We start from the raw sequence: 14201 nt of genomic DNA, 5'->3' as shown, positions 1-14201 counted from the left end.
AATGGATTTCTCTGGATTTCTGAAAGCATTTTGTCTTGTAATTTTTAAAATCTGAATTTCTCACTCCCATTTTCAAGGAAATTTTCGTTTCTCTGGATTTCTCACTACAAATTCAATCGTAAATTTCTTGATCTAGCTTTCTGAGAAGAAAATTCCTTGATTTTTCTAAAATCTGAGTTTCGCACTCCTTTTTTAAATCTGATTTTGTCTTCTTTTTATTTCTCAGTGAATTTCCATTTTGTTAATTTAAAAACCAATCAATTTAACCATTATTTATCAAGAAACATACACTGAAAAACAAAAGTTTACATTTTTAAATATTTTATAGTTTTTTCTTTTTTAAACAAAATCAATTTTATTAAGTTCATATCGCCCAACGACATCTTTTAATTTAAATTTATCTTTAATGGATACAAAATTATTAAGCAGCTGTACAGGAGGCGAGGCTCACGATGCTAATAGTAATACCCGTTCTGTACTTTCAAAAATCGATTTTAGCACAGACATCAACCTAACTGCAATTGTTACAAAGCTTGAATCGACAGAAGCAAACCTTCTCAATTCAATTGGAATTGAAACCAAATCGGAATTTACCATTGAGACTTCAAAACTAGATTCTAGTTTCGATTCCAGATTAATCTGCTTTAAGATGTTTGTCGACTCGAATATGCATCTCGACAATTCAGATAAAGCAAGCAAGGCCAATAAAGTTTGGGCTAAAATAGAAGCCAACAATCCTTTCATGTACAAATTAGGGTATGAAGAACAAATGACCAATGCATTGTCTTTGTTTACCGAATTGGATCAGGATGAGTATCAGAGCATAATGGCTGATCTTTTTGGTGTAAAAGAGAGTTACGAGTTAACAAAAACAGCTTACACTAATCTACAAAACATGTATCGCAAGGGGCAAGAAGTAAAAGCATTAAAAAAGCAGATCATTCCTTCAAGCATACTAAAGAAAGATGTAGTGGAAGTGATTAATGAGAAGCTGCTTCCTTACCTGGGAATTTTAGCAGACAATCAGCCTGAAACTTATGCTGATACATACGCAAAAATCACACATTACATCGATTTAATCAATCAAAAAATCCGGACTCGAAGAAGCCGAGCTACTGCCGAAGAAGAGGTTAGTAGCGAAGTGGAATAAGTCATAGACATTTTAAAAGTTTTATGGAGACAAGGCTGAGAGGTCTTGTCTCTTTTTCATCCTAAGCCAGGGTATTCAACCAAATAAAAAAAGCGACTGATTAAAAAAAAGTCGCTTCTCAATCAATATTCTTAAAATATTAAATTACCTCAACATTAATGGCATTCAGCCTTTTCTGCTCGCTCGGTTTCATATTGCACTTTATCATTTTCTCTAATTTCATCAATTAAACCTGATGAGTGTACGAAAATATCTTCGCTTGAATCATTTGGAGCGATAAATCCAAATCCTTTTTCGTTGTTGAAAAACTTTACTGTTCCTTCTTTCATAATGGTACTATTATTTATTGTATTACTTATTTAATGAATGTACGGGCCCTTTAAATGACCTCAACATTAACCGCATTCAGCCCTTTTTTACCTTGCTCGGTTTCATACTGTACTTTATCATTTTGTCTAATTTCATCAATTAAACCTGATGAGTGTACGAAGATATCTTCGCTTGAATCATTTGGAGTGATAAATCCAAATCCTTTTAAGTCGTTGAAAAACTTTACTGTTCCTTCTTTCATAATGGTACTATTTAATTTATTGTATTACTTATTTTAATGAATGTATGGGGGCATTTAAATGACCTCAACATTAATCGCATTCAGCCCTTTTTTACCTTGCTCGGTTTCATACTGTACTTTATCATTTTCTCTAATTTCATCAATTAAACCTGATGAGTGTACGAAGATATCTTCGCTTGAATCATTTGGAGTGATAAATCCAAATCCTTTTAAGTTGTTGAAAAACTTTACTGTTCCTTCTTTCATAATGGTACTATTTAATTTATTGTATTTCTTAATTGACGAATGTGTATGCTATGCCTGTGGTTTCTGCCCGGCCTGTTCTACCAATTCTATGAATATAACTATCCATTGTTTGAGGTAATTGATAATTAATCACATGAGTAACTCCTTTAATGTCAATCCCTCTGGCTGCGACATCTGTCGCTACCAAAATTTTTGTTTTGCCTGATTTAAATAACTTGATGGCCTTTGATCGGTAGTTTTGTGATTTATCGCCATGGATAACATCCGATTTAATCCCAGATTTCACAAGCTGCTTGCTCAACCTATCTACTGTTCGTTTTGTCTCAGCAAATAAAATCACCTTTTTAAATGAAGCTTTATTGACAAGATTAAATAAGACGTCAAATTTATTTTCATCATGGCCCACACGAATTATATTTTGATCCACATTATCACTTGATTTTGTTCCACTAGATACATTTATCCTTAATGGATTTTTGATGATCTGCTTGATCAAATTTTCCTGGGAGGAATCCATCGTAGCCGAAAAAAGCATCGTTTGTTTCCTGCTGTTCATTTTCGAGACAATCTTTTGAATGTCCCTGATAAATCCCATATCGAGCATTCGGTCAAATTCATCCAAGACCAGAATTGGTGTGTTGCCAATCTTTAAAGCATTTCGGTCAATCAAATCATTTAACCTTCCTGGAGTACCTACAATCAAGCTTATTTTTCTTTTAGCCAAGGATAGGTCTTTGCTTACACTTGTACCCCCTATGAAGCAAGCCGATGTAAGATCTGTACCCCTTGTTAAAGATTTAAATTCATCCTGCACTTGCTGAGCAAGCTCTCTGGTAGGCACAACAACCAAACCTGTAATGTTATTGCCTTCAAGCATTTGTTGTACTATAGGTATCAAAAAAGCTCCTGTTTTACCTGTTCCGGTTGCAGCAATTCCAATTAAGTTTTTTCCAGATATTAATGGATCAATACACTTTTCCTGAATCTCGGTAGGATTCTTGTACCCTTTTTGAGCAATGTTTTTACTCAAGATTCGATGTAAGTTTAATTGTGTATAATCCCTTTCCGAAACATAAGGTTTAACGGTAGTTTGAGAAGCTTTTTTAACCAGCATTTCAGGATTTAATTCTGAAGCTGACTTTTTCTTAGACTGTTTTGTCTTGTATCTATCTCTTTTATAATTCATAAATATATTTTAAATGTTGAATTGGGATTGCTTTTGATTGCTTGCAACTCCCGGGACTCCTAGCAACGGAGTGTTTTAAAGTGTTTTTCTTTTGCAGACAAAAAGGAGTTATTGGAATGGAAAAACAATCCAAATTCTTTTGCTGACTGTTTTTTTAGATGTGTAGTTTATAATGTAAGTGAGAGGAGGAAAGAAAAACATGATGTTCTATTGGATTCGTCAGGTCTTCTACCAACCACGACAATAGCATGCTTTTGGGTGCGAAATTACAGATGGAGTGAACAACAAAAGCAACATGAAAATGTTTTTTAAAACCATTACTTTTATTGTTGTATCTACTTCTTTTAGTGCTTTTAAGATATTCCGAAACACGAACTTGTAGTGTCTTTGAAAAATCAGAGCTTACTATCTTTGAGTATGTTAATTTTTTAATGCGAAAAGGAATTAGTTAAACAATATTTACTTCAAAAATGGGTAAAAACGACATTTGATTGTGAAACCAAACAAAAACGTTGAAGTAAAATCTAATGAAGAAATGCTTAACGAAGAGCTACTGAATTAGTAGGATATTTTTACTATTTTATCAAATCCGAAGTTTTCTTATTTACTTCAGACAATGCAAATGTAGTTCTTTTTTTTTAATAACCTAATAGATTTAAAAAAGTTAGGAGACTTTCACCCCTACTACTCACAGAACCTGGTGGAAAGCCTTACTTCCGTTCGCGTATGTTGCTTACTCGTGATTTTTATACAACTTCCATCAATTATGAATTGATCTCCCTTCCATAATACACATGGCTACACCATTCCCCATCAATATTGGCAATATTAGGCAGGCATGCCCAGCGTTCGAAGCCGAACTTTTCCAATAGTTTAATGCTTGCTGTGTTGGGTTCCAGCAGAATGGCAAATAGGTGTTTGATATGGTATTGAGGAGCTTGTTTGATGGCAAAATTCAATAGCTGGCTGCCAATGCCTTTGCCTTGGTGATCATTGTGCAGGTAATAGCTCACCTCCACAGCGGTTTGCAGGGCTCTTCTTCCCTGTCGGTAGGGCGAGTAACACATCCAGCCAATGATTTCATTATTCTCTTCTACCACAAATACTGGATGAGTATCAGGATTGTGAGAGACGAACCATTTTTCACGTTCCTGCATGGAGACTTCTTCCAAATCGGCAGTGCAAAAACGCTTGCGCACGGCTTGGTTGTAAATCTCGTTTATGGCTGGTAGGTCGGTTGGGGTGGCTGGTCTGATATTCATTTTGGGTATTGTTGTAGGGACATGACATGTCATGTCCGAATTACAAAACAAGACAGGCCATAATAAATAACAAAGAGACGCATGATAATAATAAGAACATGCCTTAATAAATAGGAAGCGTCTTAATAAATAAGAAGCGCCTCAATAAATAGGAAACGCCTTAATAAATAGGAAACGCCTTAATAAATAGCAAGGACACGCCATGGCGTGTCCCTACAATATATCATTTATCCTGGGAATTTCGGAAACTTCTGGAATTCAGGATCACGCTTTTCAAGGAATGCATTCTTTCCTTCCTGTGCTTCTTCCATTAGGTAATACATCATGGTTGCATCACCTGCAAATTCCATCAAACCGCGCTGTCCGTCCAATTCTGCGTTCAAACCACGCTTGATCATACGAATGGCCATAGGGCTACGCATCATGATGGTCTTACACCACTCTACGGTTTCGTCTTCCAATCTTTCCAATGGTACCACAGTGTTTACCATACCCATGTCTTCCGCTTCTTTGGCAGTGTACTGCTTGCAAAGGAACCAGATCTCACGAGCTTTTTTCTGGCCTACATGGCGAGCCAAATAGTTCGAACCAAAACCAGCATCGAAACTACCCACTTTAGGACCAGTCTGACCGAATTTTGCATTTTCAGAAGCAATGGTCAAGTCACAAACCACATGAAGAACGTGTCCGCCACCAATTGCATAACCGTTAACCATGGCAATTACAGGCTTCGGCATAGAACGGATAGCCTTGTGCAAATCCAATACATTCAAACGAGGCACTCCGTGCTCATCGATGTATCCACCAACACCTTTTACATTCTGATCACCACCTGAACAGAAAGCTTTGTCGCCAGTTCCGGTCAACACAATTACACCAATATCGCTACGCTCGCGGCAGATATCCATTGCATCCAACATATCGAAGTTGGTTTGCGGACGGAATGCATTGTACACCTCAGGACGATTGATGGTGATTTTTGCAATTCCTTCGAAAAATTCGAATTTAATATCTTCGTATTCCTTAATGGTAGTCCAGTTTCTAGTTGTCATACCTTCTCTTTTATAGTTTTAAAATAATTTATTAGCACTTGATCGTTTATCGTTCTTGGCGTTTTTATCTCCAGAACGGCAGCTCTTTCGTTTGCTGCATAGAATTCAGGCAGAACGTTTTCTACCTCTGTTTCATTTTCTGCGTAAAAATAATCCAATCCGTAGGTTTCTGCCAGCTTATCCGCCTTGTATTCCTGAACGGTTTCGAAATACTCTTCCAACTCATCTACACCCGATGGACCAGATATGAATCGGAAAATTCCCCCTCCTCCATTGTTGATGAGAATGATTTTCAGATTTGGCTGCAGGTATTTGTTCCACAATCCGTTTGAATCGTAGAAAAAGCTGATATCACCGGTAATCAGAGTGGTGGTCTTGCCATTCACCATGGCAGCTCCTGCCGCTGTTGATGTACAGCCATCTATCCCACTGGTTCCACGATTTGAGTTATATGTAATTTGATCGGATGTTTTGAACAATTGCGCATATCGCACCACCGACGAGTTTGCCAGTTGTAGATTTCCCCCTTCAGGAATGGCCTGTAAGATTTTCTCGAAAGCTTTCATGTCGCTCCATTGCAACTTATCCAGGTAAGCCTCGTGAATTTTACCTACTACGGCATCCCTCTCTTTCCAGAGATTAGCATATCCGCTTTGTGTATGATTCAATGCTGGCAACAACTGGCGAAAAAATGCCAGTGGAGACACATCAATGTGGGAAGTCAAATTCTTGAAAGTATCAATAAAATGATCCTCTTTCCCCACAAACCAATGCTCCTTTGGACGATAATCACGCAAGAAAGATTTGATCATTTTCGACACCAATGGCCCTCCAAAATTGATCAGCAAATCAGGCTTGAACTCCTCCAACTCTTCAGGTTTGATGGAACAAACCACCCTGTCGATGCATGGAAAAAAGCTCTCGTCATGCAAATTGGCAACCGATTCGGTCATTACTGCCACATTGGGCTTCCCGGCCAAGAGTTTCAAAAGAACATTCAGCTCTTTTTGCTGATGAAGCAGCCCTGCCAGAATCAAAATCTTTTTACTGGAGTTGAAAACATCGGCAAGCGACTCCACACTCTCCTTGCTCAGTTCATCAACCGATGAAACTTTACGAATCACGCGCTCGTCCATGTCTGGATATTTCTTCACACCATACAAGGGTTCACGCAAGGGAAAGTTAATGTGAACAGGGCCAATTCTACCTCTTTGAGCCTTTGTTAAGGCCTCGTTTGCCATGCGGTTCAAATACCAGCAATCGTCAGGATTGTTGGCATCCAATGGCAACTGGTAGCTGCCTTTCACAAAACCTCTGAAAACATCTGGTTGAGGAATCGCCTGGCTGTCATCCTGACCAATCCATTCCGTAGGGCGATCGGCAGAGATAACCACCAAAGGCAATCTTTGGTAGAAAGCCTCGGCAACGGCAGGTCCGTAGTTCAACAATGCAGTACCCGATGTACAAACCAAACCGACAGGCTTACGGGTTTGCTGGGCAATTCCCAAAGCAAAGTAAGCGGCGCTGCGCTCATCCACAATCACCAAACTTTTAATACGTTGATCTTTTGCAAAGGAAATACTTAAGGGAGCATTTCTGGAGCCCGGCGATACGATCACGTATTCCATTCCTTTGGCCCAGCAGATATCTATCAGTTCTTTCACACCTTTGATATCTGAATAATTGCGCTCCATGTATTTTGTATTTTCTTTTATTGTTGTGGTACTTTCTGAATTCATTCGCTTTTTATTGACCTTATAGGTAAAATGCTTTGTACTTGACACTTTGTACTTTCCACTTCTACCTTTCGCAACTCAAATTTAAAACAAATTCGCTTATTTAATCACTTTAAGCAAAGTTTGCGCTTTAAAACAGGTTTCCATCCATTCTTTTTCAGGATCAGACTCAGCTGTTATTCCTCCACCAACAAATAGTGCCATGCTTTCTTGCAGCACCTTCATACTTCTCAAATTCACAAACAAAGCCAAACTGCCATCAGCATGAATTGGTCCTAAAAAGCCAGCATAATACTCTCTTCTGTGCTTCTCTACTTTTCGGATTAATTCCATCCCCTTGTTTTTAGGCAAACCGCAAACTGCTGGTGTAGGATGTAAAGCTTGAGCAAAACTGGAGATCTGATCGAAACTTAATGCCGTGTTTGCTTTATAGGTAGTTTTTAGATGAACAACATTGCCTGCTTGTGCTGTAAAAGGACCTTGCTTTTGATAATCCTCAATCTGATAGGTAGAAAACAGTTCTTCGATATATTCACTCACATAGGCTTGCTCCTCTATCTCTTTTTTCTCCCATTCAACAGATTGAACTGCCCTATCATCCAACTTCTGCGTTCCCGCTAAGGCTACCGTTTCTATGGTTTTCCCATCAGAATTTAAAAACCTCTCCGGACTAGCACCTATCCACAATCCTACACTCGGTATATCTACCATCGAAACAAAAGCATTGGGATAAGTTTCGTTCAATCGAAGAAAAATAGATGCTGCATCCTTACGTCCCTTACCATTCAACACATGTATTCTGGAAAGAATAACTTTATCAAGCTTTTTATTCTTTAAATCAGCAAGCATTTGATTGATTTGCTCAAAGTAATCCTCCATCGAACTTTCATAAACGTCCGAATCCTCATCAAGCTGATTAGGTAAGCCTGAAAAATCTACAAATTGTGTTGAATTTGAGCTGAACTCAAATTCTGGATCTATAAAGTAGGCATCATGTTCTCCATCCACATCAAAAGGTGCAAATAAAAACCCGTCCTTCCCTTTCAGATCCAGTAAATTGGAAAACTTAGATGGACTGGTTTGAGTACCTATCTTAATTTCTTGATCTCCTGGCAAGGAATAAGCATAAAACGAAAGTCGTTTTTGTATGCATTGCTCTAGAAAATATTGTATTGATTTTTCTTTGTCCTCCAATTGGCTCATTCTCTATTTTTTAATGATCACATTGGTTATTCGACAAATCGACACAAGTTTTTCTTGTTCATTTAGCACATTCACCTCAACGATATGAGTCATTTTGCCTCTATGAACAAACTTGGCCTTGGCGGTAATCTTTCCTTTTCTCAAGCTTCTGATATGATTGGCATTAATCTCCATACCTTTCACATCATAAGCTGCTAAATCAGTATGAATTACAGAAAGTGCGCTCCCAACTGACTCTGCCAGTGCCAAAGTGGCTCCTCCATGAAGTATTTTCATAGGTTGCCAATGGTTCGATGTCACCTCCATTTCTGCCACCAAATAATCTTCACCTACTTCTGTATATATAATTCCTAAATGCTCCATTAAGGTTTCGGAGCACATCTTATTTAAACTTTCTAATGCCTCGGTATTTTTAATCATTCTACAAAAATAATGTTTTCGTTAAGACTTCCCCCACTGCTTACGCATAGAGCCAAAAAAAGCTCAATTGAATTGAGCTTTAACTAGGAAAAATATCTTAATATAAATTAGTCAATTTTTACATTAACTGCATTTAATCCTTTTTTTCCTTCAACAACATCGTAAGTTACGTTATCTCCTTGGTCGATTTTGTCGATCAAACCTGTAACATGAACGAAAATGTCTTCTTGTGTTTCACTGTTTTTAATAAAACCAAAACCTTTAGTTTCATTAAAGAATTTTACTGTACCTGTAGGCATTACTTAAAAAATTTAAAATTATTACGTAGTAAATGTACGTAAATTGATTTAATAACTAAACAAATATCTGATTATTTTCAATTTTATTGACCAAGAATCACCATCAAGCATACAATACCTGATATTCAACACAATACTAACAATATTCTTCAATCAATCTGGCCAATTTGATGAACAGAAGAACAAAATCTGTAAAAATGACTTTTGGCAGTTTAAATATTAATCCTACATTTGTAGGCAAGAAGAACAAAGAAATGAGACATTTTAACAACAATAATAACCTTTTCAATAATTTGATGAATAATTCATCGAAAACGGGAAGGCTATAGTTGTTATCGAACGAATATTTACATGAGCCTTCCCAATTTGGGAAGGCTTTTTTATTTGCAACAAATGATACAATTTTTCAACAATAATAATAACAATAATAATTCTCCCCCAGGGTGAGGAAGTAGCATTGTTATACCATATTACAAGCCTTTCTCACCAAATGAGAAAGGCTTTTTTTATCAACTTATTTCTATTAACTAAAAATTTTAAAATCATGAAAAACTTAATTATTCCTAAGGCTTACAAAAGCATCTTATGCCCTGATACTACTGAAAAAGCAATTAAATTTATCAAGGATCAGTTTCAACTTCAGCTCTCTTCTGAACTAAAACTTCGCAGAGTAACTGCGCCTATGATTGTATTGAAAGGTACAGGTTTGAACGATGATTTAAATGGCATTGAGCGACCTGTAGCTTTTCCAATTAAAGGCCTGGCAGAACAAACTGCAGAAGTAGTTCACTCATTGGCAAAATGGAAAAGATACATGCTTGGCGAACTTCAAATTCCAGCTGGTAAAGGTCTTTATACCGATATGAATGCTCTTCGTCCTGATGAAGACTTTACCAACCTTCACTCCATTTATGTAGATCAGTGGGATTGGGAAAAATCAATTAGCAAGGAAGAACGAAGCATTGAGTTTCTAATTAGAACCGTAAAACAGGTTTATGCTTCAATTAAGAGAACAGAATACATTTTAAGTGAATATTACCCAGCTTTAAGTCCTCAATTGCCTGAAGAAATCACTTTTATTCACTCGGAAGAATTATTGGAAAAGTATCCTGATTTAAGTCCAAAAGAAAGAGAAACTGAAGCTGTAAAGGAGTTTGGAGCAATCTTTATTATTGGTATCGGAGGTGAATTGAAAAACGGAGAACCGCATGATGGCCGTGCTCCTGACTATGATGATTGGACTACTCCATCGGTTAACGGATACAAAGGTTTAAACGGTGATATTATTCTTTGGAATCCTGTTCTTGAACAAGCTTTTGAGATATCATCAATGGGAATTCGAGTAGATGAAAAAGCATTACTGGAACAGCTGGAAATTAAAGGAGAAGAAAAACGAAAAGAGTTAATGTTCCACAAGAAGTTATTGTCTGGAGAATTACCTTACTCTGTTGGAGGAGGAATTGGTCAATCAAGATTGTGCATGTTCTTGCTTCGTAAAGCTCATATCGGAGAAGTTCAATCGAGTATCTGGCCTGATGAACTAAGAGATACTTGCAAAAAAGCAGGAATTATATTCTTATAATCAAAGTAGTCCCCCGCCCTACAGAAAAAAAGAGGCTGTCCAACTGACAGCCTCTTAAAATTTATGAAAAAAATCTATCTGTGGGCGATAGGATCTGCATCTCCGTCAGGATCATTGTTCACATATCCATCGGTATGGATAGGACCTAATAACAATAAACCACAAACGTGAGGCGCAGCATTGATGTTCCACTCATAGTTGTATATCCTCCATTCAAATAGCATGACTTGATATTTACACCTGGAGCACAAACGTCAACCGGTGTTCCATAATTTGAGAATGAAGCAAAATTATCATTGATATCAGAAGCTGATACAGTATAAACATTTGGATGATTAGCTCTAGCTGGAGAATAATATAAAGCATCATCAGATGAGTTACCAGCTGCAATTGAAATCAAAATTCCTAAATCAGCAACAGACTTTACTGTCTCATCGTAAGCATCGTAAGTATAACGAGTTTTTGGTCCTAAACTCATATTAACAGCATCACCAGGCTGACCTTCAGCAGCAATATAATCCAATGCAGCCATAGACCAAGACATGTTACCATTTCCTCTTCTGTCTAAAACACGACAAGAAACAACTTTAGCATTAGGAGCAACTCCAATTACACCAATAGTATTATTCAAAGCAGCAATCGTTCCTGCTACATGAGTTCCATGTCCATGTTCATCGTCTGGAGTAGTTTTACCTTGAGTAATGAAAGTCTTACTTCTTGCAACATCAACATTTAAATCTGGGTGATCCAAGTCAATACCAGAATCAATAATCCAAGCAGTTTTTCCAGTTCCATCACCTGCACCACCAATGCGAGTAATTCCCCATGGGGTTTCTTGTGCTGGCTGAGTAGATCCTCCTCCTGGTTTTCCTAATGAAATCTGAATATCCTTCTCCACGCGCTTTACTTTTGGATCAAGCAACAATTTTGCTACCTGATTTTCATTAAGCTTTACTGAGAAACCCTGAATTGCAGTACTGTAGGTATGCTCAACATTTTCTTCTGAGATTCCATTACCTTTAAGGAATTTAGCTACATGTGACTTCATACGAATCGCTTTCTTTTCGTAGCCTTTTAATCCTTTCAATTCACTCTTCAATACAACATCATCATTAAACTGAACAACGTAGGTGCTCTTTCCACCTTTAATGTCAGATAATTCTGATTTTACCATTGAAGTTACTTCAGGAGTTTCGTTCAACATTTCATCCTCTAGAGAATTGTCACAGGATGTTACTACAGCACCCATTAGTGCTAGTAAAAGCATGGCTTTCATAGAATTTAAAAAATTCTTCATAAAAATAAAATTTAATTTAGTTAGTGATTAAATGGTTAGTTACAATACATTTACACAAAATGATAGTTTTACATTGTCAAATGCATTGTAAATTTGATATACACCTATATATTCTGCTTTTTCCAAAAAGGTAACCCTCAAAAAGATTTTTTTTTTCAAAAATATTACAACATAAAATATAACACATTGATAATTTGAACCTTAATCTCATTATTTATTTTTCTAATTATTTCTTTCTGCCTATATTTAAACTTAATCATTAAAATACCCCCTATGAAAATCTTACTTTACATTATTGGAGCTCTTGCTCTTATTATCGGGATTCTCCATCTTATCGCGCCAAAAACATATCAGGTAGATAGAAAAATTGTTGTTTCAAAAGAGGTTGACACTGTTTTCAAAAGTCTATGCTCGCTAAAAGAGCAACAAATTTGGTCTCCTTGGGCCGAAAAAGATCCTGAGATGAAAATAACCTATAATGGAACTGATGGTTCCATTGGTTCTTTCACCCATTGGATAGGAAATGAAGATGTAGGTGAAGGCGAACAAGAAGTTACGAAGATTGAACCTAATTCTTACATCGAAACCGAACTGAGATTTTTAAAGCCATGGAAATCTACAAGTACTGGCTTTTTTGAAATTAAACCTATTGCCGAAGGAACCGAAATAACTTGGGGATTCAAAGGGGAAAACACTTTCCCCAGCACAGTTATGATGGTTTTTATGGATTTGGATAAAGCCATTGGTCCTGATTTTGAAAAAGGGCTGGCAAAATTTAAAACTTACATCGAAAAATAAACTGCCATGAAAAAAAATATGGGAACTTTAGATCGCATCTTACGAGTAATTGTTTCAATAACTCTTGCAATTCTTTATTTTACAGATATCATTACCGGAACCATTGGCTTAATTGTATTCATTTTTGCCTGTGTAATGTTTCTTACAAGTGTAATTGGTAATTGTCCGCCATATACATTATTGGGAATTAACACTTGCAAGGTCAAGCCAGAAAAAGAATAAAAAAATTCGTGCCAAAAATGATCCTCGAAGCTCTTTTCTCGAGGATTTTTTTGTATTATAAAACATCTTGAAAACTCTGATTTTCTTGGTTATATTTAAACATTCCATGATGCATTACAGCAATCATAACGGCATGCTTTCGTATCATTAAATAAAACCAAGCGACCAATGAACAGAATTCAAGACGAAGATCGAATTGCTTATTGTGGAGTTAATTGCTCAACATGTCCGGCATATGTTGCTACCCAAAGGAAACAGGAGAAGGTGAGGATTCGAATTGCTAAATTGTGGTCTGATGAAGATCATAAATACGAAGCCTGCGAAATTACTTGTAAAGGATGTCATGAACCTTGGGGCAAAAAATTTCGCCATTGTGCCGAGTGTGCCGTAAGAGAATGTGCCAGGCAAAAACTGCTTGACACCTGTGCTGAATGTAATGAATATCCTTGTGACAAATTAGTAGAGTTACATCACACACTGGATAAAAAAATAACCCGGATTAATTTAGATGACATAAGACAAAATTAAAGAGCTGGATGATTCCAGCTTTTTTTTACCTGAGTTCAATTAGAATATTGGCAGGTTAATGGCCAGTCTGCGAATATTAAAAGCATGAATAAGACATTTCTCAACAGATCTATAATTCTCCATTGGTTGCAGAATTACGGCCTCCACATTCTGATTTTTATTATTGAAATACCACGAACGATGATGCCCATCGTGAACAATGTAACGTATTCTTTTTTCCTGATACAAATCCCAAACAATAATAGGCGGAAACTCCTTTCCTTGTTCCAAAATGTAATCATGAGCCGCATCTACCATTTGCAGTTTTTCTTGTTCTAAGCGAACCTGGCTCGCCCATAACACTTTTGGGTTCATTATTTTTGGAGGCAAAACTTTAATGTGATCAGGATTCAATTGAAATTGAATGCTTGCCAACTTGCACAAGTTTGCGGTTGTATTCCCTTTTACCCAATGCGTTCTCCCCAGAAAGGCATTGTAACCTCTCTCTCTTTCTATCGGATCTGTAGAAAGCAATAATTTGGTTATCTCGAATGGGGATTTGATCTGCATCATATATCCTCAAGTTACGAATATCTGCAGACAATGGAATACTGTATTGCAGGGTATTACAATACTTCACACTCTATTAGCCTAACAATGGATTGTACAT

Annotated in this window: 17 protein-coding genes; 5 read left to right on the top strand and 12 right to left on the bottom strand. The window is 36.9% G+C overall.

All coding sequences use genetic code 11. The features are described from left to right. Nucleotides 1–406: 406 nt before the first annotated feature. A complete protein-coding gene (locus JCM15579_RS06155; protein WP_054717265.1) occupies nt 407–1150 on the top strand; it encodes a hypothetical protein in 744 nt (247 codons plus the stop codon). Nucleotides 1151–1305: 155 nt separating this feature from the next. On the opposite strand, the gene JCM15579_RS06150 is transcribed toward JCM15579_RS06155, so the two are convergent. The 10 genes from JCM15579_RS06150 to JCM15579_RS06105 all read right to left on the bottom strand — a co-directional run bounded on the left by JCM15579_RS06150 (nt 1306) and on the right by JCM15579_RS06105 (nt 9125). Continuing rightward, the gene (locus JCM15579_RS06150; protein ID WP_172677374.1) at nt 1306–1479 is read right to left on the bottom strand and encodes a cold-shock protein; all 174 of its coding nucleotides are present in this window, start codon (nt 1477–1479) and stop codon (nt 1306–1308) included. A gap of 50 nt (nt 1480–1529) precedes the next feature. Next, a complete protein-coding gene (locus tag JCM15579_RS06145) occupies nt 1530–1721 on the bottom strand; it encodes a cold-shock protein (protein ID WP_054717261.1) in 192 nt (63 codons plus the stop codon). Between the two features lie 54 nt (nt 1722–1775). Beyond that, nucleotides 1776–1967, bottom strand: a complete 192-nt coding sequence (locus JCM15579_RS06140; RefSeq protein ID WP_054717259.1) for a cold-shock protein — start codon at nt 1965–1967, stop codon at nt 1776–1778. Between the two features lie 28 nt (nt 1968–1995). Further along, the gene (locus tag JCM15579_RS06135) at nt 1996–3153 is read right to left on the bottom strand and encodes a DEAD/DEAH box helicase (RefSeq protein WP_054717257.1); all 1158 of its coding nucleotides are present in this window, start codon (nt 3151–3153) and stop codon (nt 1996–1998) included. Between the two features lie 764 nt (nt 3154–3917). Next, entirely contained in the window at nt 3918–4415 is a 498-nt protein-coding gene (locus JCM15579_RS06130; RefSeq protein WP_054717255.1) for a GNAT family N-acetyltransferase, read from the bottom strand. Between the two features lie 227 nt (nt 4416–4642). Next, a complete protein-coding gene (gene menB, locus JCM15579_RS06125) occupies nt 4643–5467 on the bottom strand; it encodes a 1,4-dihydroxy-2-naphthoyl-CoA synthase (protein WP_054717253.1) in 825 nt (274 codons plus the stop codon). Then, nucleotides 5464–7206 carry a 2-succinyl-5-enolpyruvyl-6-hydroxy-3-cyclohexene-1-carboxylic-acid synthase gene (menD, locus tag JCM15579_RS06120; RefSeq protein WP_218186077.1) on the bottom strand — a complete coding sequence of 581 codons (1743 nt, stop codon included), beginning with the start codon at nt 7204–7206 and terminating at the stop codon, nt 5464–5466. Before menD ends, menB begins: the two co-directional genes overlap by 4 nt. A 96-nt stretch (nt 7207–7302) precedes the next feature. Further along, nucleotides 7303–8406, bottom strand: a complete 1104-nt coding sequence (locus tag JCM15579_RS06115; RefSeq protein ID WP_054717251.1) for a chorismate-binding protein — start codon at nt 8404–8406, stop codon at nt 7303–7305. Between the two features lie 3 nt (nt 8407–8409). Beyond that, entirely contained in the window at nt 8410–8826 is a 417-nt protein-coding gene (locus JCM15579_RS06110) for a PaaI family thioesterase (protein WP_054717249.1), read from the bottom strand. A 107-nt stretch (nt 8827–8933) separates the two neighbouring features. Beyond that, the gene (locus JCM15579_RS06105) at nt 8934–9125 is read right to left on the bottom strand and encodes a cold-shock protein (RefSeq protein ID WP_054717246.1); all 192 of its coding nucleotides are present in this window, start codon (nt 9123–9125) and stop codon (nt 8934–8936) included. A 544-nt stretch (nt 9126–9669) separates the two neighbouring features. Here JCM15579_RS06105 and asnA point away from each other — a divergent pair. Next, the gene (gene asnA, locus JCM15579_RS06100; protein ID WP_054717244.1) at nt 9670–10707 is read left to right on the top strand and encodes an aspartate--ammonia ligase; all 1038 of its coding nucleotides are present in this window, start codon (nt 9670–9672) and stop codon (nt 10705–10707) included. 145 nt (nt 10708–10852) lie between these two features. Here asnA and JCM15579_RS06095 read toward each other — a convergent pair whose 3' ends face one another. Next, a complete protein-coding gene (locus JCM15579_RS06095) occupies nt 10853–12004 on the bottom strand; it encodes a S8 family serine peptidase (RefSeq protein ID WP_054717240.1) in 1152 nt (383 codons plus the stop codon). Nucleotides 12005–12277: 273 nt separating this feature from the next. Here JCM15579_RS06095 and JCM15579_RS06090 point away from each other — a divergent pair, with 273 nt between their 5' ends. The 3 genes from JCM15579_RS06090 (at nt 12278) to JCM15579_RS06080 (ending at nt 13552) form a co-directional block, all read left to right on the top strand. Continuing rightward, nucleotides 12278–12802, top strand: coding sequence for an SRPBCC family protein (locus JCM15579_RS06090; protein ID WP_054717237.1), 525 nt, complete (start codon nt 12278–12280; stop codon nt 12800–12802). Between the two features lie 6 nt (nt 12803–12808). Beyond that, the gene (locus JCM15579_RS06085) at nt 12809–13024 is read left to right on the top strand and encodes a YgaP family membrane protein (protein ID WP_054717234.1); all 216 of its coding nucleotides are present in this window, start codon (nt 12809–12811) and stop codon (nt 13022–13024) included. Nucleotides 13025–13192: 168 nt separating this feature from the next. Then, nucleotides 13193–13552 (top strand): DUF3795 domain-containing protein, encoded by a 360-nt coding sequence (locus JCM15579_RS06080; protein WP_054717231.1) that lies wholly within the window; start codon nt 13193–13195, stop codon nt 13550–13552. Between the two features lie 39 nt (nt 13553–13591). Here JCM15579_RS06080 and JCM15579_RS06075 read toward each other — a convergent pair whose 3' ends face one another. Then, entirely contained in the window at nt 13592–14104 is a 513-nt protein-coding gene (locus JCM15579_RS06075) for a hypothetical protein (protein WP_054717228.1), read from the bottom strand. Nucleotides 14105–14201 lie beyond the last annotated feature (97 nt).

Source organism: Marinifilum fragile JCM 15579, assembly GCF_001310955.1.
In the GTDB taxonomy this organism is placed as follows: Bacteria; Bacteroidota; Bacteroidia; order Bacteroidales; family Marinifilaceae; genus Marinifilum; species Marinifilum fragile.
Note: the sequence above shows the minus strand (reverse complement) of the source record. Positions and strands in the feature narration are given on the sequence as shown.

What these genes read in the sequence shown, in the direction of transcription:
- JCM15579_RS06090 (WP_054717237.1), top strand. Translation starts at nt 12,278, where the DNA reads ATGAAAATCTTACTTTACATTATTGGAGCTCTTGCTCTTATTATCGGG.
- menD (WP_218186077.1), bottom strand. Translation starts at nt 7,206, where the DNA reads ATGAATTCAGAAAGTACCACAACAATAAAAGAAAATACAAAATACATG.
- JCM15579_RS06095 (WP_054717240.1), bottom strand. Translation starts at nt 12,004, where the DNA reads ATGAAGAATTTTTTAAATTCTATGAAAGCCATGCTTTTACTAGCACTA.
- menB (WP_054717253.1), bottom strand. Translation starts at nt 5,467, where the DNA reads ATGACAACTAGAAACTGGACTACCATTAAGGAATACGAAGATATTAAA.
- JCM15579_RS06105 (WP_054717246.1), bottom strand. Translation starts at nt 9,125, where the DNA reads ATGCCTACAGGTACAGTAAAATTCTTTAATGAAACTAAAGGTTTTGGT.
- JCM15579_RS06085 (WP_054717234.1), top strand. Translation starts at nt 12,809, where the DNA reads ATGAAAAAAAATATGGGAACTTTAGATCGCATCTTACGAGTAATTGTT.
- JCM15579_RS06150 (WP_172677374.1), bottom strand. Translation starts at nt 1,479, where the DNA reads ATGAAAGAAGGAACAGTAAAGTTTTTCAACAACGAAAAAGGATTTGGA.
- JCM15579_RS06115 (WP_054717251.1), bottom strand. Translation starts at nt 8,406, where the DNA reads ATGAGCCAATTGGAGGACAAAGAAAAATCAATACAATATTTTCTAGAG.
- JCM15579_RS06135 (WP_054717257.1), bottom strand. Translation starts at nt 3,153, where the DNA reads ATGAATTATAAAAGAGATAGATACAAGACAAAACAGTCTAAGAAAAAG.
- asnA (WP_054717244.1), top strand. Translation starts at nt 9,670, where the DNA reads ATGAAAAACTTAATTATTCCTAAGGCTTACAAAAGCATCTTATGCCCT.
- JCM15579_RS06110 (WP_054717249.1), bottom strand. Translation starts at nt 8,826, where the DNA reads ATGATTAAAAATACCGAGGCATTAGAAAGTTTAAATAAGATGTGCTCC.
- JCM15579_RS06140 (WP_054717259.1), bottom strand. Translation starts at nt 1,967, where the DNA reads ATGAAAGAAGGAACAGTAAAGTTTTTCAACAACTTAAAAGGATTTGGA.
- JCM15579_RS06075 (WP_054717228.1), bottom strand. Translation starts at nt 14,104, where the DNA reads ATGATGCAGATCAAATCCCCATTCGAGATAACCAAATTATTGCTTTCT.
- JCM15579_RS06155 (WP_054717265.1), top strand. Translation starts at nt 407, where the DNA reads ATGGATACAAAATTATTAAGCAGCTGTACAGGAGGCGAGGCTCACGAT.
- JCM15579_RS06130 (WP_054717255.1), bottom strand. Translation starts at nt 4,415, where the DNA reads ATGAATATCAGACCAGCCACCCCAACCGACCTACCAGCCATAAACGAG.
- JCM15579_RS06080 (WP_054717231.1), top strand. Translation starts at nt 13,193, where the DNA reads ATGAACAGAATTCAAGACGAAGATCGAATTGCTTATTGTGGAGTTAAT.
- JCM15579_RS06145 (WP_054717261.1), bottom strand. Translation starts at nt 1,721, where the DNA reads ATGAAAGAAGGAACAGTAAAGTTTTTCAACGACTTAAAAGGATTTGGA.